This is a genomic window from Streptomyces viridifaciens, assembly GCF_001888885.2.
Taxonomy (GTDB): Bacteria; Actinomycetota; Actinomycetes; order Streptomycetales; family Streptomycetaceae; genus Kitasatospora; species Kitasatospora aureofaciens.
Genome location: NZ_CP090841.1, coordinates 7,194,494 through 7,220,155 on the forward strand (window position 1 = coordinate 7,194,494; position 25,662 = coordinate 7,220,155).

A 25,662-nucleotide genomic window follows, 5' to 3' on the forward strand; every position below is an offset into this window, starting at 1 on the left:
GGAGTGCCGTGGGGCTCGCCGTTTTCGGCGTGGCCCCACGGCACTCCGGTCTAGCTGCGGGTTTCGGTGGTGCGGCGCCGGCGCCGTGCGCGGGCCTGGCGGCGGCGGTCGGCCGGGGTGGCCGGGTGGAGGGCGGGGACGCGGTGGGGTTGGCCGTCGGCGTCGACGGCGACGAAGACGAGGTGGGCGGTCGCGGCGCGGGTGACGGGGCCGGTGAGGTTCCAGCGTTCGGCGGTGACGGCCACGGTGACATCCATGGAGGTGCGGCCGGCGTGGTCGACCTGGGCGCGGACGGTGAGCAGGTCGCCGGCGCGGACCGGGGCGAGGAAGGTCATCTCCTCGACGGAGACGGTCACGGCGGGGACTCCGGCGTGTCGGCCGGCCGCTGCGGCTGCGGCGTCGTCGATGAGCTTCATGACGACGCCGCCGTGGACGGTGCCGTAGAGGTTGGTGTCGTGCTCGCTCATGATGTGGGCGAGGGTGACGGCGGAGTCGGCCGGGGTGCGGGAGGTGATGTCGGCGGGGGCGGTCATCGGCGGCCGTCCAGGGTGGTGCGCAGGTCGCGGGCGGCGGTCACGAGGTGTTCGAGGGCGGGCCGTACTTCGGCCCAGTGGCGGGTCTTGAGGCCGCAGTCGGGGTTGACCCACAGGCGGTCGGCGGGGAGGTGGTCGAGTGCGGCGCGCAGGAGGTCGGTGACCTCCGACGTGCCGGGGACGCGGGGCGCGTGGATGTCGTAGACCCCGGGCCCGGCGGCGCGGGGGTAGCGGGCGGCGGCGAGTTCGGTGGCGACGGCCATCCGGGAGCGGGTGGCTTCGAGGGAGATGACGTCGGCGTCGAGGTCGTCGATGGCGGGGAGGATGTCGCCGAACTCGGCGTAGCACATGTGGGTGTGGATCTGGGTGTCGGCGCGCACGCCGCTGGTGGTGAGGCGGAAGGCTTCGGTGGCCCAGGCGAGGTGGTCGGGGTGGGCGTCGCGGCGCAGGGGCAGTGTCTCGCGCAGGGCGGGTTCGTCGACCTGGATGACGGCGGCGCCCGCGGCCTCCAGGTCGGCGACCTCGTCGCGCAGGGCGAGCGCGACCTGGCGGGCGGTGTCGGCGAGTGGCTGGTCGTCGCGGACGAAGGACCAGGCGAGCATGGTGACCGGCCCGGTGAGCATGCCCTTCACCGGACGGTGCGTCAGATCGGCGGCGTAGCGGTACCAGTGGGTGGTCATCGCTGCGGGGCGGGAGACGTCACCGGCCAGGATCGGGGGCCGGACGTAGCGGGTGCCGTAGGACTGGACCCAGCCGTGCCTGGTGGCGAGGTATCCGGTGATCTGTTCGGCGAAGTACTGGACCATGTCGTTGCGTTCGGGCTCGCCGTGGACGAGGACGTCGAGTCCGGCCTTCTCCTGGAAGGCGATGACCTCGCTGATCTCGGCCTCGATGCGCGTGCGGTAGGCGGCGTGGTCGATCCGGCCGGTGCGCAGTCCTGCCCGGGCGGAGCGCAGGGCGTCGGTCTGGGGGAAGGAGCCAATGGTGGTGGTGGGCAGCGGTGGGAGGTTGAGCCGGGCCTGCTGGGCGGCGGCCCGCTCGGGGTACGGCTGGGGGCGGTGGGTGTCCTGAGCGGTGACGGTGGCTGCGCGGGCGCGGACTTCGCGGTCGAAGGTCAGGGCGGAGGCCGAACGGGAGGCGCGGGCGGCCCGGTTGGCGGCGAGCTGGGCGGCGACGGTGTCACGGCCGTCGGACAGGGCCCGGGCGAGGGTGACGGTCTCGTCGACCTTCTGCCGGGCGAAGGCGAGCCAGCGCAGCACCTGCGGGTCGAGGTCGTGTTCGCGGCCGGTGTCGAGCGGCACGTGCAGCAGGGAGCAGGACGGGGCGACGTCCACCTGCCCGGCCAGCCCGAGCAGGGTGGCCAGGGTGGCCAGGCTCTGTTCGAGGTCGGTGGTCCAGATGTTGCGGCCGTCGATCACACCGGCGACCAGGCGCTTGTCGGGGACGCCTCCGATGGCTGTGAGAGCGGGCAGGTTGGCGGCCGCGGGGCCGGTGAAGTCGAGTGCGAGGCCCTCGACCCGGGTGCGGGCGAGGACGGGCAGGGCGTCGCCGAGGGCGTCGAAGTAGGAGGCGACCAGCAGCTTCGGCCGACGGGTGGCGGAGGTGAGGTCGCGGTAGGCGCGGGCGGTGGCGGACAGGACGGCGGGCGGCTGGTCCTGGACGAGTACGGGCTCGTCCAGCTGGACCCATTCGGCTCCGACCGTGTGCAGGGCGTCCAGGATCTCGGCGTAGACGGGCAGTAGCCGGTCGAGGAGGGTGAGCGGCTGGAAGTCCGCGGGCGCGTCGGGAGCAGGTTTGGCGAGGAGCAGGAAGCTGATCGGGCCGAGCAGGACCGGGCGGGTGGTGAGGCCGAGGAGTTTGGCCTCGGCGAGCTCGGTGAGCGGCTTGCCGGGGTCGGCGCGGAAGGCGGTGTCGGGGCCGAGCTCGGGCACCAGGTAGTGGTAGTTGGTGTCGAACCACTTGGTCATCTCCAGCGGTTCGGCCTGCTCGGTGCCGCGCGCCATGGCGAAGTAGACGGCCAGGGTGTGCTCCGGCGTGCCGGGGCGGGCGTCCTGGGCGGCGGCGAGGTGGCGCGGCGGGACGGCTCCGAGCATCCATGCGGCGTCGAGGACGTGGTCGTAGAGGGAGAAGTGGTTGCTGGGGATCTCGCCGAGCCCGGCGTCCGCGAGCTGCTGGAACACCTTGCGGCGCAGGTCGGCGGCGGTGGTCAGGAGCTGGTCGGCGCTGCTGCGGCCGGCCCAGAAGTCCTCGACGGCACGCTTGAGTTCGCGGTCCGGTCCCTGGCGGGGGTAGCCGTGGACGGTCGCGCTGGGGCGGTGGGTGGTGCGGTTCACGGAACTCTCCTTCGCGAGTTCGCATGGACCCCGCCGGACAGGGGTGCGCGAAGGAGCGGGCCGATGGGGGACGAGAGCCCCTGCCCGTGCCGCCGCCGACCTTCCCGCGAGGTCCCGGTGAAGACCGTGCGCCGCTGCGGCGCACGGGCAGTGGCAGGTCTTCGGACTCGCGGGCGTGCCGGGCCATGGTGGCCGTACCGGCTCCTACCGGCCGTCGCTTCCCGGACAAGAGCGTCTGTCCAGTGCTTGATTGACGGCTTTCGTTCCCACTCACCGCTGCGGGGCAGTTCCGGATTCGCACCGGATTCCCTCTTGCGACGCCTCCCGCCTGGCGGACGGGGGCGAACCAGCTGCACGCCCACCCTAGCCGCACTCGCGGCCCCGCGGCGACCGGTTCAGCAGCCGGAGTACCGGTGGAAGCCGTGGCCGGGTCTGCGGCCGAGCAGACCGGCGTCGGCCGTTCGGATCGCGGCCAGCGGGTCTGGCACGAGCAGTGGTTGACGGCGGACCCGGCCCGGTCCGGGGAGCCGCTGACGAGGAGGTGCGAGCGGCCGCTGGACGGCCGTTCGTCCGCGGCGGAGTGGTTCTGCGGCAGCCGGCGTCAGGCGACGTGGAGTGTGAGTGCCGCGGTGTGGAGTTGGCCGGCGGTCCGGAACTGCAGGTAGGCCCGCCAGTTGCCGGGTTCGCCGAGCAAGGCGTAGAGGGTCAGCGTCGGCCCGCCGTGGTCCGCGTGGACCGGGGTGGTGGGGTGGAGGTGGGCCAGGGCCTGGTCACCCTCGTGGACGATGCTGAGGTGGGCGTAGCTGTCGAGGTACGGCTGGAGGTCGGTGACCGGCTGACCGTCCTTGCTGATGGTCACGATGAGTGGGGCGGGCGTTCCTGCCGTCAATTCTCCTTGGACGGCGATGGCGTAGCCGTCGGCCGTGGTGCTGTCGGTCGCGGCGGGCAGCGGCGCGGCGGTGGCCTGGCCGGGCACGGTCACGGTGCGGCTGAGGACGAATTCGCTGCCCTTGCGGGGGCCGGTGTTCGGTGTGAACGAGGCGTACAGGCGCCAGGTGCCCGGTTCGAGGGCGGTGAGCTCGGCGGTCCAGGTGCCGTCGGGGGCCATAGTGGGGTGGAGGTGCTGGTAGCCGGTGAGGTCCGAGCGGATCGCGTAGAAGTGCAGCCGCTTGGTCTGGACGTCGGCGAAGTCGGTGACCGGGCGTCCGTCCGGGCCGATGACGGTGAACGGGTAGGTCACTGCTCGGCCGGCGGGGAGGCTGGTGGCCGCGGAGTCGAGGCGGTAGCCGTCGCGTTCGGCGGCGAGCCCCTCCCCGGTCGCCGTGGCCGGCATCCCCGCCATCCCGGGCATCCCCGCCATCCCGGGCATCCCCGCCATCCCGGGCATCCCCGCCATCCCGGGCATCCCCGCCATCCCGGGCGTCGTCGCACTGGGCGGCGCGGTCATGCCGTGGTCCATGCCGGGCGGGCCGGCAGGTGCCGAGTGCGTCGACGATCCGCGCGCGGGCAGTGTGAACAGGACGATCGCGGCGACCGCCAGGGCGAGTGAGCAGGCATGGAGGACGCGGTGCCCCGCCCAGCGGCTGGCCGCAGAGGAATCCCCCTGCTCTGTGGACGGCGACTTCTGGTGTTCGGTGCCGGTGTTCATCCTTGCCCGCTCTCCTCTGGTTCGGCCGGTCGGGCCGTGCTACTCAGGAGATCCGAGCGGCCGGTGGCGATAACGGAAAGACGCGGGCGCGGGCACGTTTCCGCGCGGGGCGGCGGACGAGGCCCGTGCGTGCGGCCGCCCTCGCCACGGGGGATTCCGTGGCGAGGGCAGCGGCTGGGCACGCGGCGGGCGCGGGAAGCATCCCGCACCGGTCGCGGCCTGCTCACGCGCGGGGTGTGCTCACGCCGAGGCGTCCGCGCCGGTGCCACGGCCACGGCCGCGACGGCCGAGTACGAAGCCGGCCGCCGTGCCGAGGACGCCGACCACGATGCCCGCGACGCCCAGGGCGCGGGCGGTGGAGTCGCTGCCGCTCGCCTTCGCGGTGTCAGTGCTCGTCGTGTTCGCCGGCGTCGGGTCGGCCTTGGCGCCCGCCGCGGCGCCGGGGGCGGGAGCGTCGGAGTCACCGGCGGTGGCGGCGGTCAGCTTGAGCACCGGCGCCGGGTTCTTCGGCTCCGGCTGGCCGGCCTGGGGCTCCTCGATCCAGCGCACCACGGTGCCGTCGCTGTAGGTCTGCAGGGCCTTGAAGACCACCTTGTCGGTGCCGTCGGGCAGCGCGCCGAGGTCGACGGTGAAGTCCTGGAAGTGGCCGGGGGTGATCTGGCCGCCGGTCCACACGACCTGCGAGACGGCGTCGGTGATGTCGCCGTCGTCGGTGTGGACCGGGGTGGCGAGCTTGGTGGTCCGGATGCTGTCGGTCCAGCCCGGCACCGGCGCGACCTTGACGGACGGGATCGGGTGGTCGGTGGGGAAGTCGATCTCGACCTTCACCGTGCTGTTCTTGTCGTCCTCGTTGGGCACGCGGAATGCGAAGGTCTGGTCCGTCGCGTTCTTCGGCACGCTGGACGGCTGCACGATGACGTGCGCGGACGCCGGTACGGCCGCGCCGAGGACGGTCGTGGCACCCAGCGTGCAGGCGGCGGCGACCCGCGAACAGACTTCGCAAGGCCTCGGAGAAGGCGCGGCACTGCTCGTTCAGATCGCCCGGGTCGAGCGGCGTCCCGCACCCCGGCACCGTCCTGTCGCACCGGGTGCACCTGCGTTGGGGGAGGGCGCGGCGCCTACTGGGTGGCGGGCTTCCGGGTCGCCGAAATGCGCCGCCACCAGGATGTGGACGCCCTCGTGCGGTTCGGTCTTCTCAGTGCCGGTCTCCATGCCGTGGGGGGCGTCGGTGCTTCCGTCGGCGCCTGTCCGGACATCACACGATGCCCGTCACGCCGGCAGCAGCGCACCGGTCGTCACCCCCTCCAATGCCTGGCGGGCATCTCCTGGGGCGGAGAGCAGCACACGGGCGCGGGCGGAGAGGTTCGCACGAGCAATGCGCGCCTGGCGAGAAACGATCTCCGCACGGGCAGCATGGCTCGGGACCGTGCCCGGGTACTGACGTAGAGCCAGAACTTCGACCCGGCAAGGGAGTCGGATCGCCGCGCTAGCCAGCTCGAGGTGTCCGTGTCCGGCGTGCGAGGAGCCCTCAGTCATCAAGCCTTGGAGTCAGTGATCCCGCAAGCGGCCAGGTGGTGTTCATGGTCCGTGGCCCGTTGTCCGGGCCGATCCGCTCCCGCTTTCGCCCGGTTGCCGTTACCGAGGGTTCAACCTGCGTATACGCGTGTACACGACACCGTTTATCCGCGGGCAGCCTTGCCGGGCGGGTCGGTGTGCTGTCGGCCGGGCCGTCGATCTGCGGTCCTGTCGGCCGGATGCGTTCAGGAAGATAACGAAAAGGCACGCGATGGTCTCGTCTTGGATTTACTTCTTGACGTCCGCTGACGAAGGGGGGTTGACTCCCCCCAACTCCGCCGCACCGTTGCGGCGACGTCAGGGAGGCTCCTCACATGAACGCAACGATGCGTCGCGCCGTCATCGCCACCGCAGCCGTCTCGATGGCCCTTTCCATGGCCGCCTGTGGCAAGGCCGGCGGCGACAAGAAGGATTCCGCCGCCTCCGGCGACAACAAGTCCATCGGCCTGCTGCTGCCCGAGAACGCCTCCTCGGTGCGCTACGAGTCATTCGACAAGCCCTTCATCGAGGCCAAGGTCAAGTCCCTGTGTGCGGACTGCAAGGTGTTCTACAACAACGCCGAGGGCAGCGCCGCCAAGCAGAAGCAGCAGTTCGACACCCTGATCGCCCAGGGCGTCAAGGTGATCGTCCTGGACGCCTTCGACGCCACCTCGACCGAGAGCTGGGTCAAGGAGGCCGCCGCCAAGGGCGTCAAGGTCGTCGCCTACGACCGCCTGGCCACCGGCCCGGTCGCCGCCTACGCCTCCTTCGACAACGAGAAGGTCGGCGAACTCCAGGGCCAGGCCCTGCTCGACGCCCTCGGCCCCCAGGCCGCCGACGACAACATCGTCATGATCAACGGCGATGACGCGGACCCGAACGCCGGCCAGTTCAAGGCCGGTGCCCACAAGATCCTCGACGGCAAGGTGAAGAAGGTCGTCTACGAGCAGTCGGGCGAGTGGAAGCCCACCGTCGCCGGCCAGAAGATCGGCGCCGCGATCACCCAGCTCGGCAAGGACGGTTTCCAGGGCGTCTACTCCGCCAACGACGGCATGGCCGGCGCCATCATCACCCAGCTCCAGGGCGCCGGCATCAAGGTCCCCGTCGGCGGTCAGGACGCCGGTCTGGACGCCGTCCAGCGCATCGTCAACGGCGACCAGGCCTACACCATCTACAAGGCCTACAAGCCGCTCGCCGACAGCGCCGCCGAACTGGCCGTCGACCTGCTCCAGGGCAAGGACGTCAAGACCGTGGCCACCACCACCGTCGACAGCTCCACCGACAAGGGCATCCCGGCCAAGCTGCTCGACCCCAAGGTCGTCACCAAGGCCAACATCAAGGACACCGTCATCGCCGACGGCCTCTACAAGGTCTCCGACATCTGCACCGCGGACTACGCCGCCGCCTGCGCCGCCGCCGGCCTGAAGTAACACCGCCCGGGCGGTGCACCCCGTCTCCCCCGGAGGGAGCACCGTCCGCACGCCCTTTTTCGACGTTCACCCGCGCGGCGACGCGCGGGCCAGCCCGGCCGCCGACCACCATCACGGCGCGTACGGGAAGAAGGAGATGGTTCACGTGACAGGCGCACCCGTACTGGCGTTGCGCGGAGTCTCCAAGCGCTTCGGCGCCGTCCAGGCACTGACCGACGTGCATCTGGAGGTACACGCAGGCGAGGTCGTGGCCCTGGTGGGCGACAACGGCGCCGGAAAATCCACGCTGGTGAAGACCATCGCAGGTGTGCACCCCATCGACGAGGGAACGATCGAGTGGGAGGGCGAGGCGGTCTCCATCGCCCGCCCGCACGACGCCCAGGCCCTCGGCGTCGCCACCGTGTACCAGGACCTCGCGCTCTGCGACAACCTCGACGTGGTCGGCAACCTGTTCCTCGGCCGCGAGCTGAAGCGTTTCGGCACGCTCGACGAGGTCGCCATGGAGAAGCGGGCGCGCGAACTGCTCGACACCCTCTCCATCCGCATCCCGAGCGTGCGCATCCCCATCGCCGCCCTCTCCGGCGGCCAGCGCCAGGTGGTCGCCATCGCCCGCGCCCTCGTCGGCGATCCCAAGATCGTCATCCTGGACGAGCCCACCGCCGCCCTCGGCGTCGAGCAGACCGCCCAGGTCCTCGACCTCGTCGAGCGCCTGCGCGGCCGCGGCCTCGGCGTCATCCTGATCAGCCACAACATGGCCGACGTCAAGGCCGTCGCCGACACCGTCGCCGTCCTGCGTCTGGGTCGCAACAACGGCGTCTTCGAGGTGGCCGGCACCTCGCACGAGGAGATCATCTCCGCCATCACCGGCGCCACCGAGAACGCCGTCACCCGACGCCAGGCCCGACTCGCGGAGGAAGCGAAGTGACCACCGAACAGACCACCCCGGACGAGCCCGCAGCGGCCACTCCCGCCCCGGCCGAGCCCACTGCGTCCACGCCCGCGGTCGACCCCCGCCTGCTCGTCCGCGAGTCCGGCCTCGCCGGCTACCTCGCCGAGTTCAAGCAGAAGATGAAGAACGGCGACCTCGGCTCCGTACCCGTCGTCCTCGGCCTGATCCTCATCGGCGCCATCTTCCAGGGCATCACCGGGAACTTCCTCAACCCCGACAACCTCACCCACATCACCCAGTGGATCGCCGGCCCCGGACTGATCGCCGTCGGCATCGTCTTCGTACTCCTGCTCGGCGAGATCGACCTCTCCCTCGGATCCGTCGCCGGCGCCTCCGCCGCGATCGCCGCCGTCCTGTCCGCACGCTCCGGCTACAGCGAGTGGCTCTCCTGCCTCATCGCCGTCGCCGCCGCCCTCGCCATCGGCGCCCTCCAGGGCTTCTTCTTCGCCAAGATCGGCGTTCCGGCCTTCGTCGTCACCCTCGCCGGCCTGCTCGCCTGGAGCGGCCTGCAGGAGTACGTCCTCGGCGACAAGGGCACCGTCAACGTCGTCCACGACGGCGTCCTGGCCAACCTGGACAACTACTTCCTCGGCGACGGTGACATCGTCTACGCCTGGGGCCTCGCCGTCGTCGCCGTCGCGCTCTTCGCCGCCGGACAGTTCCTCGACGCCCGCCGCCGCACCGCCGCCGGCCTCACCGCGCGGCCCGTCAGCGAGATCGTGCTGCGCACCGGCGTGCTCGCCGTCGTCGCGCTGGCCGCCGCCTACATGCTCAACCAGGACCGCGGCCTGCCGCTGCCCGTGCTGGTCTTCCTGACCGTCGTGGTCGTCACCGACTTCGTCCTGCGCCGCACGAGCTACGGCCGGCAGATCTTCGCCGTCGGCGGCGGTGTGGAGGCGGCCCGGCGTGCGGGCATCAACGTCTCCTGGGTGCGGATCTCGGTCTTCATGATCTCCGCCGGCATGGCCGCCCTCGGCGGCCTCTTCTACGCCTCCCAGCAGGGCTCTGCCGACAAGATCCTCGGCGGCGGGAACGTCCTGATGAACTCCATCGCGGCGGCCGTCATCGGCGGCACCAGCCTCTTCGGCGGACGCGGCAAGACCTGGTCCGCTCTGCTGGGCATCCTGGTCATCCAGAGCATCACCACCGGCCTCGACATGGTCCACGTCAACCAGGCCATCCAGTACATGATCACCGGCGCCGTCCTGCTCGCCGCCGTCGTCCTGGACTCGGTCTCCCGCCGCACCCGCAAGACCGCTGCGCGCTGACGTTCCGTCGTCTGCTGTCTCCCGCCGGCCCGGTACCCGTCCCCACGGGCACCGGGCCGGCGTGTTGGTCTTCCGGAAGCCCGGAGCGTCGCCCATGAGTCGATGCACGACGGCGACGTCCTCGGCGGCGACACGGGCCAAGAACACCGGCGGGGGCAAGCTCGCCGCGGGCGGCACCGCGGCTGGTGGAGCGGGGCCGCTGGGCGGGACCCCGGGAGCGGCTGGGGGAGCCGCTCCCGGGGGCTGTTCGTCCTACGGCAGCTGCCACTGCTGGTTGCTGCCGCCGTTGCAGTCCCAGATCTCCAGCCGGGTGCCGTTGGCGGTGGCGAAGGCGGGGTCGTCGAGGCAGCGGCCGGACTGGGCGCTCTTCAGGGTGCCGTCGGGCTGGGGCGTCCACTGCTGGTTGGCACCGCCGTTGCAGTCCCAGAGCTCGACCGGGGTGCCGTTGGCGGTGGCGCCGCCGGTGACGTCGAGGCACTTGCCGCCGTGGGTGAGGGTGCCGTTGGTGCGGGTCCAGGTCTGCGCGGCACCGCCGTTGCAGTCCCAGAGCTGCACCGCGCTTTACTCGGAGGGGACGGCGGCTGCGGCGGGTGTGCGACCGGTTGTTCTTGAATGGTCGCTCATGTATGTTTACCCCATGCCCAGACCACGCGAGTTCGACCCCGAGACCGTCCTGAACCAGGCGATGCTGCGGTTCTGGGAGCGCGGGTACCGGGCCACGTCCATCGAGGATCTGGTGAAGGCCACGGGCGTGAAGCCGGGCAGCATCTACAGCGCGTTTCCCGGGGGCAAGCACGCCCTGTTCGTGAAGTCGCTGGAGCGCTACTCGAAGCTGGTCGTGCCCGGGAAGCTCGGGGAGCTGGAGGCGCCGGGCGCGTCGGTGGCGGAGGTCCGCGGCTACTTCGACGGGCTGGTGCGTGACCTGCTCAGCCCCGAAGGGCGGCAGGGATGCCTGCTGGTCAACACGGCGATCGAGAAGGCCGCCGAGGACGACGAGGCGGCTGCCGTCGTGCGGGGTCACCTGGCGCGCCTGGAGCGCTGCATGACCCGTGCCCTGGAGAACGCCGTCCGCCGGGGCGAGGTCAGGGCTTCGCTTGACGCGAGTGGCAGTGCCAAGCTGCTGGTCGCCACCTGCCAGGGGCTCATGGTCGTCGGCAAGGCCAATCCCGACGAGGCGGTTCTGCGGGCCATCGTCGACAACGCCTTCGCCGCACTCTCCTGACGGCGCAGGATCGAAGGAGTTCGGGCCACCGTGCGCGGTGGCCCTTTCGTCGGCCCGATAGTTGAATGACTACTAAAGAATGAGGTTCGGACATGAAGGCCATCGTCATATCCGCCCACGGCGGCCCCGAGGTACTCACGGTCACCGAATTGCCCGACCCGGTGGCCGCCACCGGCGAGGTCCTCGTCAGGGTCAAGGCCTTCGGCCTCAACCACGCCGAGGCCTACATGCGCAGCGGCGCCTGGGGACCGGTGGCAGCCGTCCCCGGGATCGAGTGCGCCGGCCTCGTCGAGGCCGACCCCTCGGGCGAACTCCCGGTCGGAACGAAGGTGGTGGCGATCCTCGGCGGCATGGGCAGGACCCGCAACGGCAGCTACGCGGAACTGGTGAGCGTCCCTGCAGCGAACGTGGTGGCCGTGAACTCGCTGCTGCCCTGGTCCGACCTGGCGGCGGTGCCGGAGGTGTACGCCACGGCGTACAGCGCCCTGCACGGCAACCTGGCACTCGGGGTCGGGGAGACGTTGCTGGTCCGGGGTGCGACGTCCTCCCTCGGACAGGCCGCCGTCAACCTGGCCGCCCACCACGGTGCGACGGTGCTCGCCACCACCCGCCACTCGGCACACGCACCCCTGCTCAAGGAACTCGGGGCCTCTGACGTGCTCGTCGACGACGGACGCCTTGCTGAGCAGGTCGAACGCCGGAGCCTCGCCGTCGACGCGCTGCTCGACATCGTCGGCAACACGGTGCTTCGCGACTCCCTGGCCGCGGTCGGGCCGCGCGGGCGGGTCTGTCAGGTCGGTTTCCTCGGCGGATTCGAGCCGGTGAAGGACTTCGACCCGATCGCCGACCTGCCCAGTGGCGTCCGGCTCAGCTTCTTCGGCAGCGCGTTCGTGCTGGGAACCCCGGCCTTCCCCCTCTCGGACGTCCCGCTGGACGAGATCTACGCCCAGGTCGAGGCGGGCTACCTTCGGGCCCGCCCCACCAGGGTCTTCCGATTCGAAGAGATCGTCGAAGCCCACCGGGTGATGGAGTCCGGCCGGGCCCTGGGGAAGATGGTCGTCACCCTGGACTGACCCTCTTCGCCGGACCCGTGGTTCCCGGCCGGCCCGCGGGTCGCCGGCCGGCCGGGCGGAGGCCACACCCGCGGCACGGAGGGCGTTCGGATACGTATGCCCTCGTCTCCCCGGTTCCGGCACGTTCCGTTCCTATGGGTGCTGACGGTGTGCGGGGACACCACGAGCACGTCGGCAGCCGACCGGTTGCCGACTCGACGATGCCGAGGCCGGGTCCCGTCCGCGTCACTGTTCCCGGCTCCAGAGGGTACGCCGTGGGTGGTCGGCCGCTTCACCGGAGGTGGTGGCGGGGCGGGCGTCAGCCGGCGGGGCGTGGCAGTTCGGCGTCCCAGTCGATTGCGTCGGCTTCGGTGCCCCGGGGGACGAGGGCGAAGACTTCCCGGCGGAGCCAGCGGCGCACCTGACGCGACGGGAGGTCGACCAGGACGGCGTCGTCGCGGTTGCGGAGCATGACGCGCAGGGCCGTCCGGCCGTGGCAGGTGCAAGGGGGCCAGATCCGGACGTCGCCGAGACCGGCGGGCCGCTGCAGCCCCTCCCAGAGGAGGTCGCGGGAGAACTGCCAGACACCTCCTTCGGTGGCCTGCCCGAGGAACTCGAGCGCGACGACGAACGGGTCGTCGCTGCGGTAGCCCAGGTGCACGGGGACGCCGAGCGACTCGTGTTCCCCCAGGACGAGTCGGGCGTCGAGGCGGATCTCGGTGCTCGTGACCTCCGGACGGGGCTGGGAGGAATTGGGCAGCGACTGGTGGGCGGGCATGGACTCTCCTGGGGCGGTGTCGGGGCGGGTGTCGGTGCCGGCGCACGGAGGGCGGGGCCGTGTGGGCGCGGCGCGGTGGTCTCGCCCCGGGCCCTGGGAGCTGCCGTGGACCAGGAGAGGCGGATTCGGCACCCAGGCTAGGAAGGGATGCCGCCGGGGATGTTCCGGTGGTGCACCAAGACGTGACGGTCCGTGCACCGTTCGGCCGCCGCACCGGGCGGAAGGTGGGCCCGCTCAGGCCGTTCCCGTTCTCCGGGGGCCGGTGGGCCCGGTGCCACACCGGTCCTCGTGTTCTCGTCCCAACGGTTCGAACTCCCTTGAACGGTAAGCAGTTTCGCCTTGTCCGCGGGCGCGGGCGCGGCCTCCCGCGCGGAGCGGGCCCTGCTCGGCAAGAGCGCCGTCCGGCCGGACGGAGCCGTCGGAACCACGGTTTGTTGAATATTTGTCCACCTCCTTCCGCTCCTTGTATGAATGGCGCCCGGGAGGCTTTTGATCATGAAGAAGTGGATCCAGCGCGCTCGTCCGGGAGGCGAGGCGGTCCAGTCGTTGGTGGACGCCCTGGCGGAAGTGCTGGGTCGTTCCGTCGTCCTCGACGACCCGCTGGTGCGGATGATCTGCACCAGCCGGCACTTCGGTGACGAGGACCGGGTGCGCGTCCGCACCCTGCTGCAGGGCGTCGCCGACGACGAGCCCATCCGCTACGTGCTGTCGCAGGGCGTCGCCGGGTGGGCCCGCCCGGGGGTGATTCCGGGGCGCGACGACCTGGGGCTGCAGCCCCGCTACTGCGTGCCGATCCGGGAGCGGGGGCACATGCTGGGCATCCTCATGGTCGTGGCGGCCGGGGAGCCCCTCACGGCGGCCGAGATCGAGGCCATCGACGTAACGGCCAGCGCCGTGGCGGCCGAACTGTACGAGGAGCAGCTGGCCTCGAACGTCGAGGAGGAGCAGGTCCGCCGGCTGGTGAACCAGCTCGTCGGCACGAACTCCGCGCAGCGCTGCGAGGCGCACCGGCGCCTGGTGGACGACGACCTGCTGCCGACCGGCCCCTACGTCGTGGTCACCAGCGTGGCGGTCCCGGGGCAGCGGGAGGCGTCCGGCCAGGTCGCCGTGGCGCTGCGCGGGGCGCTGGAACCGTTCCGGCAGACTCGGGCGGCCCGCGGTCTGCTGGCGATCGAGCAGGACCGGGCCGTCCTGGTGCAAGTCTTCGAACGGGAGCCCGCGGAGGACGAGCTCGACCAGCAGTGCCGGGCCGTGGTCCGCTCGCTGAGGACCTTCCTGGGGCGGGAGGCGGCCACGGTGGTGGGCGTGGGCGGGCGCCAGACCGCGCTCTCCCGCGCATGGACCTCGTACGACCAGGCCCGGGTGGCGGCCCGGGCGGCCCGCCGGCTGCCCCAGCTGGGAGGCATCGGTGACTGGGAGCGGCTCGGGGAGTACGCCGTGTTCCTCCAGTTGCCCGAGGACGTGCTCAACGACTCGCTGGTGCCGCAGCCGCTGAAGCGCCTGCTGAAGGGCGGCGGCAACGCCCGGCTGGAGGAGACCCTGCGCTGCTTCCTGGAGAACGCCGGTTCGGTGCCGAGGACTGCGGAAATCCTGGAGATCCACCGCACCTCCTTGTACTACCGGCGGCGGCAGATCCAGGAGATCACGGGCCTGGACTTGGACAACGGCGCGAACCGGCTCGTCCTTCACATGGGGCTGCGGCTGTGGGACCTGCTCCGAGCCTCCCGGGCGCCCTCCCGCCAGCGGTCCGAGCCGCCACCGGGCGGCCGGGCCGCGGCGCTACCGAGCGAGGAAGCCCCGTTGCTACAGAGGGATGAAGCCCCGTCGGGTAATCCCTACGTCGGGCGGTCGTCAACGAGGTCCGTGCACGGCCAGACTCGTCACCACGAGCTGCCACTCGCCAAAGACCTGCCGGTTTCGGACTTCCTGACCCCAGGAGCCAATACGAACGGACAAGGACGAGCACCATGCACGAACTGATCACCAACGGCGGTGTGCGCTTGAGCTACCGTGACAGCGGCGGCGACGGAGTCCCGCTGGTGCTGCTCCACGGCTGGGGGCAGACGCAGGACATGTTCCGCCACCAGTACGAGGCACGACCTCCTCGACCGCATCGACGTACCGACCCTGGTGCTCGGTTGCGAGGGCGGCCACGTGGACCCCGTCTCCCAGCGCTTCATCGCCGAGCGGATCCCCGGTGCCCGCCTTCACGTGTTCCCGGCGAGCATCGCCGGCTCGCACTTCCCGGCCCTGGAGAACCCTGGCGAGTTCAACGCCGTCGTGGAGGACTTCCTCTCCTGAACGCCCCTCGCCGGCGGCGACGCCGCCACTGACCGCCGCGAGCCCCTGCACCAGCACAGAGCCACTCATCACTGGTCGGAGCCTCCCGTGAGCCAGTCGGGTCCCTCACCCATGCCCGTTACCCCCGAGCCCGAAGCCGAAGTGCACCAGCTCGACCAGGCCGCCCGTGAGGGCGGCGACGGATGCATCGACATCCTCTCCCCGCCGCCCGGAACCGATCCCGAGGACTGCCTCCACGTCGCCCTGCACGTCCACGGCGCGGCCTCCGTCCGGCGCGGCGGGGCCAGCACCGTCCTGGCCCCCGGAGACCTGCTGATCAGCGCCACTCCGCACCCGGCGGGCCTGCTGCAGGACTCCGAGTGCCGCATGCTCCTCTTCCGCGTCCCCTGCTTCTACCTGGGCGTCCGGCAGAGCGATGTCCGGCGCGCGGGCGGGTTGGTGGCGCGGGGGACCGAGGGGACCGGCTCGCTCGCCTCCCAGTTCCTCCGCACGCTCGCCGCCCAGGCGCGGGCCCACCGGGCCCGGCCGGGCAACCACCTCGCGCGCAGCGTCTCCGACATCGTCGCCGTCCTGGTGGCCGAGCTGCTCGACCGGGAGGACCCGGAACACCCCACCGGCGCGGCCGAGTTGCTGTCCCGGATCCGCGCCCACATCGAGGAGAACCTCGCCGACCCGGACCTCTCGCCCGAATCGATCGCCCGCTCGCAGCACATCTCGGTGCGCTATCTCCACAAGCTCTTCCAGCAGGACGGGACGACCGTGGGCCAGTGGGTGCGGCGACGCCGGCTGGACGCCTGCCGCCGGGAGCTGGAGCGCCCGTCCCGTCGGCAGGCCAGCGTGTCCGCCGTCGCGCACCGCTGGGGCTTCGTCAGCCACTCCCACTTCAGCCGGGCGTTCCGCGACGCCTTCGGCGTCTCGCCCCGCGAGTGGCAGGCCTACGCCACCCGGACCGAGGGCCACAACCCTGCCTCCTGACCCCTCCACCCGGTGCCATCCGAAAGGCCGCCATGCCCCCCACCAGGCCCACCGTCGTGCTCGTCCACGACGGCTGTTCGGACGCGACCAGCTGGTTCGGCGTCATCGCCGAAACCGCCAGGGTCGGGCGGGACCCGGCCGGGAAGGCAGCTTCCGGGCGAAGAGGCCGGAGCCGATGAACGACGAGACGGTCGTCACGGGCGCGGTCCAGGACGCGGTTCCCGGGCGCCGCCCGTCCGAGCGGGCCGGAAGTGGTTCGTGCCTCGGCCCCGGACTCAACGCCCCGGTCCGAGCGGCACTACCGGACCTGATCAACCGGGTGGCCGCCGCCGTCCAGCTCGCGCACCGGCGTCGTCCCGGCCCCTGTGGGAGCTCAGGCGGCCTCTCGTGCCCGTGGCCGCCGCCGCGGTGGCGCTGGACGGGTGCCGTTCGTCACGCGAGCCATGCGGACTCCTTGTGACGTATGCGGGGGGAGACGTCCGAGTGGCCCGCGACAGCCGGCGTGCCCGTGGTGCCGGGTACGGCCGAATGCCCCAGGTGCCGGTGCACGAAGTGGATGGCCATCGCGCCCTCACCGGCCGCGGAGGCCACCCGCTTCACCGAGCCGCTACGGACGTCCCCTACCGCGAAGACCCCGGGCAGGCTGGCCTCCAGGGTCATGCACGAGCGCCCGCGGCCGTGCCACACCTCGGGGTGGGCGCAGGCTTCCTGGGCCTCCGACCCGGTGAGGACGAAGCCGCGGGAGTCGAGGGCGACGATGCCGGCGAGCCACTCGGTGTGGGGGTCGGCTCCGGTGAAGATGAACAGGCTCCGTACCGCGAGCCGGCGGTGGCCGCCCGTGCGGTTGTCGACCACGTCGAGCTCCTCCAGCACTTCCTGGCCGATGACCTCGGTGACCTCGGTGTGCAGCATGACTTCCACCCGCGGATGGCGCGCGACCTGGTCGACCAGGTAGCGGGACATGTTGGCCTCGAGGCTGGCTCCGCGGACCAGCAGGTGCACCTTCGGCGCGTACCCGGCGAGGAACAGCACCGCCTGGCCCGCCGAGTTGCCCCCGCCGACGACGGCCACCGGGTCGGTGAGGCACTGCTGGGCCTCGTAGACGGTCGCCGAGTAGTGCACGCTCGTTCCCTCCAGGCGTTCGATACCGGGCACCTGGAGCCGGCGGTAGCGGGCACCCATGGCCAGGACGACGGCGCGGGCGGCGAGCTCGCTGCCGTCGGCGAACGCCACGACATAGTGGTCGTCGTCCTTGGGACGGAGACCGGTCGCCTCCGCCGGGATGCTGATCCTGGCGCCGAACTTGTCGGCCTGGAGCACGGCGCGTTCGGTGAGTTCGGCGCCGGAGATTCCGGATGGGAAGCCGAGCAGATTCTCGATGCGGGACGACGTGCCGGCCTGGCCGCCGGTGGCCATCGCCTCCACCACCGTGGTGCTCAGGCCCTCGGAGGCGGCGTACACCGCGGCAGCGAGGCCGGCGGGTCCGGAGCCGACGATGAGGACGTCGCCGTGCCGGTTTCCGGCGGGTAGTGACGGCAGGCCGATGAGCCGGGCCAGTTCCGCATTGCTGGGGTTGCGCAACAGGGTGGTGTCCCGCCAGATGACGAGTGGTGTCTCCGCCGGGCCGACGCCGAAGCGGCGCAGCAGCTCCTCGGCCTCCACGTCGGTCTCCAGGTCGATCCAGCGGTGCGGCAGCCGGTTGCGGACGGCGAACTCGCGTAGCCGTCTGGTGTCGGGCGAGTAGCGCGAGCCGATGATGCGGAAGCCGGCGCCCTGGCTGACGAGCAGCGCGCGACGGCACAGACAGGCGCGCAGCACGATGTCCCCGATGGTGGAGTCCTGGGCCACCAGGTGGCGCAACTGGTCCAAGGAGACCACAAGGACCTCGCCCGGCCCCCTGGCGACAGCGGTGTAGAAGGCCACTTGTCCGTACAGCAGGCCGAGTTCGCCGATGAAGCGACCGGGGCCGTGCACGCGCAGCACGTGCTCCTCGGGAGTGCCGTAGTCCTCGACGACGGCGACGGTACCGCTGAGGACGACGTAAAACGTCTCGCAGCGCTCCCCCTCCCGGATCAGCACGTCGTTCGGAGCCATGGTCCGGCGTTGCCCGTGCTCCGCCAGACGTGCTGTCTGGTCCTCCGTGAGGCGCGGATACGCGCCGTAGGTGTCCGGGGTCTCCCAGAAGGCAGCCTCGTCCGCTTTCTCCAGCACCGGCTTCTCGCCCGGCAGCGACTGGTCGCCGGACATCAGACGAACGCCTCGTGGACGAAGCACCAGCGCCATTCCTCGCCGGGCTGGAACGACTGCACGATCGGATGGGCGACGACAGCTGCGTGCCTGCGCGCGTGCTTGTTCGGCGAGGAGTCGCAGCAGCCGACGTGCCCACAGGTCAGGCAGAGCCTCAGGTGGACCCACGGGGAGCCGAGCATCAGGCACTCCTGACACCCTTCTGGGGTCAGCGGCTGGACCGGCCGGACGAGCGCGAGGTGGGGGTCTGCATGCAGGGTCATCCGGATCACCCTTTCCGGGTCGCGATCGACTGTTCCACCCACTGGCGCAGAGCGGGGGCGGGCGCCGCCCCCGCCTGCCGGGCGACCGTCTCGCCCTGATCGAGGATCAGCAGTGTCGGTACGGCCTGGACCTCGAAACGCTGCGACAGTCGGGGGTTCTTGTCGACGTCGACCTTGACGAGTTTGATTCGGCCGGCGAGGTCGGTGGCCACCTGTTCCAGGGCCGGGCTGACCATGCGACAGGGACCGCACCAGGTGGCCCACAGGTCGACCACGACGGGAACGTCGGCCCGCTCGGCGACCTCGGTGAAGTCGTCGTCGCCCGCGTCCACCGTCCACGGTAGGGGCTGCTTGCAGTGGCCGCACTTGGGACGGCCCTCCGCGGCCACGGGCACCCGGTTGGTGCGCCCGCAGTGGGGACAACTGACGGTCGTCGCCTGCATCGTGCTCATGCCGCCCGCGCTCCCTTCACGTCCTCGGGCTGGTCGTAGGTGACCACCATCTCTCCATGTTCGGCGTCGACGCGGATCGTCGCGCCGTCCTGGACGTCTCCGCGCAACAGGGACCGTCCGACGAGGGTTTCGACCTCGTGGGAGATGTAGCGGCGCAGCGGTCGGGCCCCGTAGACCGGGTCGTAGCCCTGGTGGGCGATAAACTCCCGTGCGGAGTCGGTGAGTTCGACGGTGATGCGGCGTTCGGCTAGGCGGCGGCGCAGTTCGTCGAACTGCAGCTCCACGATCCGTTCGATCTGCCGCTCACCGAGCGGCTTGAACAGCACGATGTCGTCGACGCGGTTGAGGAACTCCGGGCGGAAGTGCCCGCGCAGCTCGCCCATCACCAGGGCGCGGGCGTCGGGCTTGATCTCACCCTCGGCGGTGGCGCCGTCGAGGAGGTGCTCGGAGCCGATGTTGGACGTCATGATGATCACGGTGTTGCGGAAATCGACGGTGCGGCCCTGAGCATCGGTGATGCGGCCGTCATCGAGGATCTGCAGCAGGGTGTTGAAGACGTCGGTGTGCGCCTTCTCGATCTCGTCGAACAGCACGACCGAGTACGGCTTGCGGCGTACGGCCTCGGTGAGCTGGCCGCCTTCCTCGTAGCCGACGTATCCGGGCGGTGCGCCCATGAGTCGGCTGACGGTGTGACGCTCCTGGTACTCGCTCATGTCGAGGCGGACCATGTTCTCCTCGGAGTCGAACAGGGCCCGGGCGAGGGTCTTGGCCAGCTCGGTCTTCCCGACGCCGGTGGGGCCGAGGAAGATGAACGATCCGATGGGGCGGCGTGGGTCGCGGATGCCGGAGCGGGCGCGGATGATGGCGTCGGCGACGAGCTTGACGGCCTCGTCCTGGCCGATGACCCGCTCGCGCAGGATCTCGTCGAGGCGCAGCAGTTTCTCGCGTTCGCCCTCCTGGAGGCGGGCGACGGGGATGCCGGTCCAGGCGGCGACGATCTCGGCGATCTCCTCCTCGGTGACGACCTCCCGCAGCAGCCGGTTCTGGCCCTGCTTGGCGGCCAGTTGCTCCTCCTCGGCCTTCAGCCGGCGCTCCAGTTCCCGGAGTTTGCCGTAGCGGAGTTCGGCGGCCCGGTTGAGGTCGTAGTTGCGCTCCGCCTCCTCGGCTTCGAGGCGGACCTGCTCCAGTTCCTGGCGCAGTTCCTGCACGCGACGGATCGCCTGCCGTTCGGCCTCCCACTGGGCGCGTTTGGCGTCGGCCTCGCCACGCAGGTCGGCCAACTCCCTGCGCAGCTCCTCCAGGCGGGTTTTGCTGGCGGGGTCGGTCTCCTTGGAGAGGGCCGCCTCCTCGATCTCCAGGCGGGTGACGCGGCGGGTGATCTCGTCGAGTTCGGCGGGCATCGAGTCGATCTCGGTGCGCAGCCGGGCGCACGCCTCGTCGACGAGGTCGATGGCCTTGTCGGGCAGGAACCGGTCGGTGATGTAGCGGTGGCTGAGGGTGGCCGCGGAGACCAGCGCGGTGTCCTGGATCTTCACGCCGTGGAAGACCTCCAGGCGTTCGCGCAGCCCGCGCAGGATGGAGATGGTGTCCTCCACGCTCGGCTCGTCGACCAGGACCTGCTGGAAGCGGCGTTCGAGAGCGGCGTCCTTCTCGATGTGCTTGCGGTACTCGTCGAGGGTGGTGGCGCCGATCATGTGGAGTTCGCCGCGGGCGAGCATCGGCTTGAGCATGTTGCCCGCGTCCATGGCTCCTTCGGCGGCGCCCGCGCCGACGACGGTGTGCAGTTCGTCGACGAAGAGCAGGATGCGTCCTTGGGCGGCCTTGACCTCGCCGAGCACGGCCTTGAGGCGTTCCTCGAACTCGCCGCGGTACTTGGCGCCGGCGACCAGGGAGCCCATGTCGAGGGCGAACACCGTCTTGTCGCGGAGTCCTTCGGGCACGTCGCCGCGGACGATGCGCTGGGCGAGGCCCTCGACGATGGCGGTCTTGCCGACGCCGGGGTCGCCGATGAGGACGGGGTTGTTCTTGCTCTTGCGGCTGAGGATCTGGGTGACGCGGCGGATCTCGGCGTCGCGGCCGATGACCGGGTCGAGTTTGCCGGCCCTGGCCTCGGCGACGAGGTCGCGGCCGTACTTCTCCAGAGCCTCGTAGGCCACTTCAGGGTTGGCGGAGGTGACCCGCTGGTTGCCACGGACCTGGGTGAGCGCGCTCAGGAACGAATCCCGGGTCACGCCGTACTCCTTGAGCAGGCGTCCGGCGGCGGTCGCCGAGCCTTCCTCGACCAGGGCGAGCAGGAGGTGCTCCACGGACACGTACTCGTCCTTGAGGCGTTTGGCCTCCCGCTCGGCGGCATCGAGCAGGCGGGACAGGCGCTGGGTGACGAAGACCTGGCCGGGTGCCGCGCCGGGACCGGTGACCTTCGGGCGGCGGGAGAGCTCCTCGCGCACGGCCGCGCGCAGTTCCTTCGGCTCGGTGCCGGCCTGTTGCAGCAACCGTGGGATCAGACCGTCGTCCTGATCGAGAAGCGCGAGCAGCAGGTGTTCCCCGTCGACCTCGGTCTGCCCCATGCCGACGGCCGCGCTCTGGGCCTCCTGCAGGGCTTCCTGGGACTTCTGGGTGAGACGGTTCATGTCCATGGGGGTGTTCCACTCCTCGTACCGGCGCGGCGCAGGGCGGCTTCGAGCAGGCTGATGCGGTCCAGCAGGTCCAGCACCAGGCCGATGGATGCGTAGTTGAGGCAGAGTCCGGTGCGCAGCCGCTGGACGCGGGCGAGGGCGGCCGGTGCCGTGGGTTCGAACGCCAGCTCTCCAGAGGCGTCGCGCTCGGCCTCGACCAGGCCGAGAGCGACGAACCGGCGGATGAGGTCGGGATGGACCCCGGAGAGGCGGGCCACGGTCTGCAGAGAGAGCCTGGGCACCGGCACGATCGCGTACCGGACGCGTGCCGGCGCGGCGGCTGCCAGCCGAGACGCCTGGCGCGCCCCGGCGCGTGGGTCACTCATCGTGTCCTCCTGGGGTCGAACGAGGAGACGGCGGCGAGCTCCTCGAACAGTTCGCGCTCCCGGTCGCTGAACCTGGACGGCACCATGATCCGGAGCTCGGCGTAGAGGTTGCCGTTCGCACCCCGCGGGTTCGGCATGCCCTCGCCGCGCAGTCGCAGCCGCCGCCCGCTGGACGAGCCCGCGGGCACCGTGACCTTCGCCGTCGCCCCGCTCGGCGTGGGCACCGGAACCGTCGCACCCAGCGCGGCCTCCCAGGGGGTGACCGGAAGCTGCACGTACACGTCCCGGCCCTCGAGGCGGAACTGGGGGTGCGGCTGGATCCGCACCCGCAGGTACAGGTCCCCCGCGGGGGCGTCACCATTGCCCCGGCCGCCCTCGCCCGCCAGGCGGATACGCTGCCCGTCGGTGACACCCGGGGGCACGTCGACCTCGTACCGCCGCGGCTGCCCGGAGGGCCCGGCAAGGGTGACGGTGCGGCGGCCACCGCGGTAGGCCTCCTCGAGGGTGAGCGGCAGTTCGGCCTCCTGGTCGGCTCCGGGGACACGCACCCGTCCGGCGCCCCCGAAGATCGAGCCGAACAGGTCGTCGACGTCGACGCCCTCCGCGCCGAAGCCGCTGGTGGCATACCGGACCCGGGGGCCGCCCCCGGTGGACCAGCGGAAGCCGCCGCCGGGTCCCGCGCCGGCGCCGACCCGCTCCTCCCAGTCCTCGGGGACCTTCCGGAAGTCCTCGCCGAAGCGGTCGTAACGGCCCCGCTGGTTCGGGTCGGACAGGACACTGAAAGCCTCGTTGATCTCCTTGAACCGCTCCTCCGCCGCGGGGTCCCTGTTGACGTCGGGGTGGTACTTGCGGGCCAGCTTGCGGTACGCCCGCTGGATCTCGTCCTCGTCGGCGTCTCGCGGGACCCCGAGAACCTCGTAGAAGTCGCGTGCCATGGCCGCTCACTCCCGCTTGGCGACGGTCACGGCGGCCGGCCTCAGCTGCCGCTCGGCCTCGCCGTAGCCGGGGCGCAGCACCTGCGCCACGGTGTTCGGTTCGGCGTCGGGGTCCTGGACCACGCCGACGACCTCGTGCCGGGAGGGGTCGAACGGGACGCCGGTCTCGGCGTGACGCTCGTAGCCGAGGCGTTCGAGGATGGACACGGCCTGGTCGCGCACGGCGCGAACCCCTTCGACGATCGCCCCGGGGTCGGAGCCCGCGTGGTTCAGGGCCAGTTCGAGGTTGTCGATGACCGGAAGGAAGGCCGCCGCCGTGCGGGCGCGTTCGACCGCGCGCTCCCGGTCCAGTTCCCTGGCATGTCGCTTGCGCAGGTTGTCCAGATCGGCGAGAGCACGCCGCCAGCGGTCCTCGACCTCTTTCAGCGCGGCCGCGTACTCGTCCTCGGCCCCTGCCGGACCGGTGGCCGCGTCGGGCCCCGGTTCGGCCTCCGCGGTCGGCGGCGCGGGCTCGGGCAGGTGGCCCTGCGGCGGTCGTGCGGCGCCTTCGCGCGGTGGGTCGGACGATCGGTCCTGGGGAGGGATCGGCATGGCGGATACCTCAGCCCTTGTCGAACTCGGCATCGATCACGTCTTCGTCGGCGCCTGCACCGCCCTGCCCGGAGCCGTCCGGCCCGGTGGTGTCCGACGGACCACTCGCCGCCGCGGCTTCGGCCTGGTGGGCGGCGAGCCCGGCGTGGACCTGCTGGAGTTCGGAGGTCAGACGCCTGACCTCGTCCACTCCGGCCTCGTTTTTGACCGCGTCGCGGGCCTCTGCCACCAGCATCTCGGCTCGCGCCTTTTCGTGGGCGGGCGCGGCGTCGGCCAGTTCGTTCAGACGCTTCTCGACCTGGTAGGCGATCGCGTCGAGTTCGTTGCGGGCGTCGACGGCCTCGCGGAGTGCCTGGTCCTGGCCCCGGTTGCTTTCGGCCTCCTGGACCATGCGTTCGACCTCGCTCCGGTCCAGGTTGGAGCTCTCGCTGATGGTGATGCCCTGTTCCTTGCCGGTGTCCTTGTCGCGAGCGCTGACGTTGAGGATGCCGTTGGCGTCGATGTCGAAGGTGACCTCGATCTGCGGTCCGCCCCGCGGCGCCGGCCGGATGTCGGTGAGCTGGAACCGGCCGAGGACCCGGTTGTCGGCGGCCCGCTCGCGCTCGCCCTGGAGGACGACGATGTCGACGGCGGGCTGGTTGTCCTCGGCGGTGGAGAAGGTCTCGCTGCGGCGCACCGGGATGGTGGTGTTCCGCTCGATGATCTTCGTCATCACTCCGCCGCGCGTCTCCACTCCCAGCGACAGCGGGGTGACGTCGAGCAGCAGGACGTCCTTGACCTCACCCTTGAGCACCCCGGCCTGGATGGCGGCGCCCAGCGCCACCACCTCATCGGGGTTGACGCTCATGTTGGGTTCCTTGCCGCCGGTCAGTCGACGCACGAGGGCCTGGACAGCGGGGATGCGGGTGGAGCCGCCGACGAGGATGACCTCGTCGATGTCGTTGTCGCTGACCTTGGCGTCGTCCATGGCCTGCCGGACCGGACCGAGGCAGCGCTCCACCAGATCTCCGGTGATCTGCTCGAACGTGGACCGCATGATCGAGCCGGTGAGATGCTTGGGCCCGGACGCGTCGGCGGTGATGAACGGCAGGCTGACCTGGGTCTGGGTGACGGAGCTGAGCTCGGTCTTCGCCTTCTCCGCCGCCTCGAACAGGCGTTGCAGGGCCTGCGGGTCCTTGCGCAGGTCGATGCCGTTCTCCTTCTGGAAGTCGTCCGCGAGGTAGTCGACCAGACGCCGGTCGAAGTCGTCGCCGCCCAAATGGCTGTCACCCGCTGTGGAACGCACCTCGACCACGCCGTCGCCGACATCGAGGATGCTCACGTCGAAGGTGCCGCCGCCCAGGTCGAAGACGAGGACGGTCTCGTGCTGCTTCTTGTCCATGCCGTACGCGAGGGCGGCCGCCGTCGGCTCGTTGATGATCCGCAGCACTTCCAGTCCCGCGATCCGTCCGGCGTCGCGGGTCGCGGTGCGCTGGGCGTCGTTGAAGTAGGCGGGCACCGTGATGACCGCCTCCGTGACCCGTTCCCCCAGCTGCTTGGAGGCGTCGTCGGCGAGCTTGCGCAGCACCAGGGCGCTGATCTCCTCGGGCGCGTACAGCTTGTCACGCACCTTGAAGCGGGCCTCGCCGTTGTCTCCCGGTACGACGTCATAGGCGACGGCCCTGGCCTCGTCGGGGATCTCGTCGAAGTGCCGGCCGATGAACCGCTTGGCCGAGTAGATGGTGCCTTTGGGGTTGAGGATCGCCTGGCGCCGGGCCAGCTGCCCCACCAGACGTTCCCCGGTGTCGGTGAAGGCCACCACGGACGGTGTCGTGCGGTTGCCCTCGCTGTTGGGCACGACGGACGCCTCGCCGCCCTCCCACACGGCGATCACCGAGTTGGTGGTGCCCAGGTCGATGCCCACTGCCTTGGCCATGAGGAACTCCTTCCGCGGCGGTCGACGTCCGTCGGCGACCGTTCATGGACCGCCGAGCGGTCCCGACTGCCACCAGAGTGGCTGTTCGCCCGGTCACCCCGCCTGCGCCCGGCGGGTCGAAAAGTGACATCGTCGGTCGGTCTGCGAGGACAGGAGGCGGGACGGCGATTCGGGTTCGCAGCGGGGTGCCTCAGGGACGTGGTTCTTGGAAGCCC

At 71.2% G+C, this 25,662-nt stretch carries 22 protein-coding genes and 1 riboswitch; of the genes, 8 read left to right on the forward strand and 14 right to left on the reverse strand.

Features of this window, described 5'->3' with window-relative positions; all coding sequences use genetic code 11:
- Window positions 1–50: 50 nt before the first annotated feature.
- The 4 genes from BOQ63_RS39480 to BOQ63_RS39495 form a co-directional block, all read right to left on the reverse strand.
- The gene (locus BOQ63_RS39480; protein ID WP_079183960.1) at window positions 51–533 is read right to left on the reverse strand and encodes an acyl-CoA thioesterase; all 483 of its coding nucleotides are present in this window, start codon (window positions 531–533) and stop codon (window positions 51–53) included.
- Window positions 530–2,866 (reverse strand): 5-methyltetrahydropteroyltriglutamate--homocysteine S-methyltransferase, encoded by a 2,337-nt coding sequence (metE, locus tag BOQ63_RS39485; protein ID WP_072655905.1) that lies wholly within the window; start codon window positions 2,864–2,866, stop codon window positions 530–532. Before metE ends, BOQ63_RS39480 begins: the two co-directional genes overlap by 4 nt.
- Before the next feature lie 135 nt (window positions 2,867–3,001).
- Window positions 3,002–3,233, reverse strand: a riboswitch (cobalamin riboswitch).
- A gap of 234 nt (window positions 3,234–3,467) precedes the next feature.
- A complete protein-coding gene (locus BOQ63_RS39490) occupies window positions 3,468–4,514 on the reverse strand; it encodes a DUF8832 domain-containing protein (RefSeq protein WP_223886174.1) in 1,047 nt (348 codons plus the stop codon).
- Window positions 4,515–4,754: 240 nt separating this feature from the next.
- Window positions 4,755–5,480 carry a YcnI family copper-binding membrane protein gene (locus BOQ63_RS39495; RefSeq protein ID WP_150476312.1) on the reverse strand — a complete coding sequence of 242 codons (726 nt, stop codon included), beginning with the start codon at window positions 5,478–5,480 and terminating at the stop codon, window positions 4,755–4,757.
- 923 nt (window positions 5,481–6,403) lie between these two features.
- Here BOQ63_RS39495 and BOQ63_RS39500 point away from each other — a divergent pair.
- The 3 genes from BOQ63_RS39500 to BOQ63_RS39510 all read left to right on the forward strand — a co-directional run bounded on the left by BOQ63_RS39500 (window position 6,404) and on the right by BOQ63_RS39510 (window position 9,715).
- A complete protein-coding gene (locus BOQ63_RS39500; protein ID WP_072655907.1) occupies window positions 6,404–7,498 on the forward strand; it encodes a sugar ABC transporter substrate-binding protein in 1,095 nt (364 codons plus the stop codon).
- Window positions 7,499–7,634: 136 nt separating this feature from the next.
- A complete protein-coding gene (locus BOQ63_RS39505; protein WP_072655908.1) occupies window positions 7,635–8,423 on the forward strand; it encodes an ATP-binding cassette domain-containing protein in 789 nt (262 codons plus the stop codon).
- A complete protein-coding gene (locus BOQ63_RS39510) occupies window positions 8,420–9,715 on the forward strand; it encodes a sugar ABC transporter permease (RefSeq protein WP_030286037.1) in 1,296 nt (431 codons plus the stop codon). Before BOQ63_RS39505 ends, BOQ63_RS39510 begins: the two co-directional genes overlap by 4 nt.
- A 252-nt stretch (window positions 9,716–9,967) precedes the next feature.
- Here the strand turns inward: BOQ63_RS39510 and BOQ63_RS39515 are convergent, their stop codons facing one another.
- Window positions 9,968–10,270: an RICIN domain-containing protein gene (locus BOQ63_RS39515; protein ID WP_030558301.1), complete on the reverse strand. Its 303-nt coding sequence runs from the start codon at window positions 10,268–10,270 to the stop codon at window positions 9,968–9,970.
- An 82-nt stretch (window positions 10,271–10,352) separates the two neighbouring features.
- On the opposite strand from BOQ63_RS39515, the gene BOQ63_RS39520 reads away from it, so the two are divergent.
- Window positions 10,353–10,937, forward strand: coding sequence for a TetR/AcrR family transcriptional regulator (locus tag BOQ63_RS39520; protein WP_072655909.1), 585 nt, complete (start codon window positions 10,353–10,355; stop codon window positions 10,935–10,937).
- Window positions 10,938–11,029: 92 nt separating this feature from the next.
- Window positions 11,030–12,010 carry a zinc-binding dehydrogenase gene (locus BOQ63_RS39525; protein ID WP_030286032.1) on the forward strand — a complete coding sequence of 327 codons (981 nt, stop codon included), beginning with the start codon at window positions 11,030–11,032 and terminating at the stop codon, window positions 12,008–12,010.
- A gap of 298 nt (window positions 12,011–12,308) precedes the next feature.
- Here the strand turns inward: BOQ63_RS39525 and BOQ63_RS39530 are convergent, their stop codons facing one another.
- Window positions 12,309–12,767, reverse strand: a complete 459-nt coding sequence (locus tag BOQ63_RS39530; protein WP_051746994.1) for an SsgA family sporulation/cell division regulator — start codon at window positions 12,765–12,767, stop codon at window positions 12,309–12,311.
- 495 nt (window positions 12,768–13,262) lie between these two features.
- Here BOQ63_RS39530 and BOQ63_RS39535 point away from each other — a divergent pair, with 495 nt between their 5' ends.
- The 3 genes from BOQ63_RS39535 (at window position 13,263) to BOQ63_RS39545 (ending at window position 16,043) form a co-directional block, all read left to right on the forward strand.
- Complete coding sequence (locus BOQ63_RS39535) at window positions 13,263–14,747, forward strand: PucR family transcriptional regulator (protein ID WP_072655910.1); 1,485 nt, start codon at window positions 13,263–13,265, stop codon at window positions 14,745–14,747.
- 174 nt (window positions 14,748–14,921) lie between these two features.
- A complete protein-coding gene (locus tag BOQ63_RS39540; RefSeq protein WP_223886176.1) occupies window positions 14,922–15,068 on the forward strand; it encodes an alpha/beta fold hydrolase in 147 nt (48 codons plus the stop codon).
- Between the two features lie 111 nt (window positions 15,069–15,179).
- Complete coding sequence (locus tag BOQ63_RS39545) at window positions 15,180–16,043, forward strand: helix-turn-helix domain-containing protein (protein WP_150476313.1); 864 nt, start codon at window positions 15,180–15,182, stop codon at window positions 16,041–16,043.
- Between the two features lie 432 nt (window positions 16,044–16,475).
- Here BOQ63_RS39545 and BOQ63_RS39550 read toward each other — a convergent pair whose 3' ends face one another.
- Genes BOQ63_RS39550 through dnaK form a run of 8 tightly spaced genes read right to left on the reverse strand, consistent with a single transcriptional unit; the run spans window position 16,476 to window position 25,447 of the window.
- A complete protein-coding gene (locus BOQ63_RS39550; protein WP_072655912.1) occupies window positions 16,476–18,290 on the reverse strand; it encodes an FAD-dependent oxidoreductase in 1,815 nt (604 codons plus the stop codon).
- On the reverse strand, window positions 18,290–18,553 hold the full coding sequence (locus BOQ63_RS39555; protein ID WP_030286021.1) for a UBP-type zinc finger domain-containing protein: 264 nt from the start codon (window positions 18,551–18,553) through the stop codon (window positions 18,290–18,292). The genes BOQ63_RS39550 and BOQ63_RS39555 overlap by 1 nt, the downstream gene beginning before the upstream one ends.
- Window positions 18,554–18,558: 5 nt before the next feature.
- On the reverse strand, window positions 18,559–19,005 hold the full coding sequence (gene trxA, locus BOQ63_RS39560) for a thioredoxin (protein ID WP_030286019.1): 447 nt from the start codon (window positions 19,003–19,005) through the stop codon (window positions 18,559–18,561).
- Window positions 19,002–21,641: an ATP-dependent chaperone ClpB gene (gene clpB, locus BOQ63_RS39565; protein WP_072655913.1), complete on the reverse strand. Its 2,640-nt coding sequence runs from the start codon at window positions 21,639–21,641 to the stop codon at window positions 19,002–19,004. The genes trxA and clpB overlap by 4 nt, the downstream gene beginning before the upstream one ends.
- Window positions 21,632–22,006: a chaperone modulator CbpM gene (locus BOQ63_RS39570; protein ID WP_030286016.1), complete on the reverse strand. Its 375-nt coding sequence runs from the start codon at window positions 22,004–22,006 to the stop codon at window positions 21,632–21,634. The genes clpB and BOQ63_RS39570 overlap by 10 nt, the downstream gene beginning before the upstream one ends.
- A complete protein-coding gene (locus tag BOQ63_RS39575; protein WP_072655914.1) occupies window positions 22,003–22,941 on the reverse strand; it encodes a DnaJ C-terminal domain-containing protein in 939 nt (312 codons plus the stop codon). The genes BOQ63_RS39570 and BOQ63_RS39575 overlap by 4 nt, the downstream gene beginning before the upstream one ends.
- 6 nt (window positions 22,942–22,947) lie before the next feature.
- Window positions 22,948–23,532, reverse strand: coding sequence for a nucleotide exchange factor GrpE (locus tag BOQ63_RS39580; protein ID WP_072655915.1), 585 nt, complete (start codon window positions 23,530–23,532; stop codon window positions 22,948–22,950).
- 10 nt (window positions 23,533–23,542) lie between these two features.
- Window positions 23,543–25,447 (reverse strand): molecular chaperone DnaK, encoded by a 1,905-nt coding sequence (dnaK, locus tag BOQ63_RS39585; protein ID WP_030286009.1) that lies wholly within the window; start codon window positions 25,445–25,447, stop codon window positions 23,543–23,545.
- Between the last annotated feature and the right edge of the window lie 215 nt (window positions 25,448–25,662).

Excerpts from the sequence above, each read along its gene's own strand:
- clpB (WP_072655913.1), bottom strand. The coding sequence starts at position 21,641 with ATGGACATGAACCGTCTCACCCAGAAGTCCCAGGAAGCCCTGCAGGAG.
- BOQ63_RS39535 (WP_072655910.1), top strand. The coding sequence starts at position 13,263 with ATGAAGAAGTGGATCCAGCGCGCTCGTCCGGGAGGCGAGGCGGTCCAG.
- BOQ63_RS39570 (WP_030286016.1), bottom strand. The coding sequence starts at position 22,006 with ATGAGTGACCCACGCGCCGGGGCGCGCCAGGCGTCTCGGCTGGCAGCC.
- BOQ63_RS39530 (WP_051746994.1), bottom strand. The coding sequence starts at position 12,767 with ATGCCCGCCCACCAGTCGCTGCCCAATTCCTCCCAGCCCCGTCCGGAG.
- dnaK (WP_030286009.1), bottom strand. The coding sequence starts at position 25,447 with ATGGCCAAGGCAGTGGGCATCGACCTGGGCACCACCAACTCGGTGATC.
- BOQ63_RS39545 (WP_150476313.1), top strand. The coding sequence starts at position 15,180 with ATGCCCGTTACCCCCGAGCCCGAAGCCGAAGTGCACCAGCTCGACCAG.
- BOQ63_RS39490 (WP_223886174.1), bottom strand. The coding sequence starts at position 4,514 with ATGAACACCGGCACCGAACACCAGAAGTCGCCGTCCACAGAGCAGGGG.
- BOQ63_RS39550 (WP_072655912.1), bottom strand. The coding sequence starts at position 18,290 with ATGTCCGGCGACCAGTCGCTGCCGGGCGAGAAGCCGGTGCTGGAGAAA.
- trxA (WP_030286019.1), bottom strand. The coding sequence starts at position 19,005 with ATGAGCACGATGCAGGCGACGACCGTCAGTTGTCCCCACTGCGGGCGC.
- BOQ63_RS39525 (WP_030286032.1), top strand. The coding sequence starts at position 11,030 with ATGAAGGCCATCGTCATATCCGCCCACGGCGGCCCCGAGGTACTCACG.
- BOQ63_RS39480 (WP_079183960.1), bottom strand. The coding sequence starts at position 533 with ATGACCGCCCCCGCCGACATCACCTCCCGCACCCCGGCCGACTCCGCC.
- BOQ63_RS39580 (WP_072655915.1), bottom strand. The coding sequence starts at position 23,532 with ATGCCGATCCCTCCCCAGGACCGATCGTCCGACCCACCGCGCGAAGGC.
- BOQ63_RS39555 (WP_030286021.1), bottom strand. The coding sequence starts at position 18,553 with ATGACCCTGCATGCAGACCCCCACCTCGCGCTCGTCCGGCCGGTCCAG.
- BOQ63_RS39520 (WP_072655909.1), top strand. The coding sequence starts at position 10,353 with ATGCCCAGACCACGCGAGTTCGACCCCGAGACCGTCCTGAACCAGGCG.
- BOQ63_RS39505 (WP_072655908.1), top strand. The coding sequence starts at position 7,635 with ATGGTTCACGTGACAGGCGCACCCGTACTGGCGTTGCGCGGAGTCTCC.
- BOQ63_RS39575 (WP_072655914.1), bottom strand. The coding sequence starts at position 22,941 with ATGGCACGCGACTTCTACGAGGTTCTCGGGGTCCCGCGAGACGCCGAC.
- BOQ63_RS39500 (WP_072655907.1), top strand. The coding sequence starts at position 6,404 with ATGAACGCAACGATGCGTCGCGCCGTCATCGCCACCGCAGCCGTCTCG.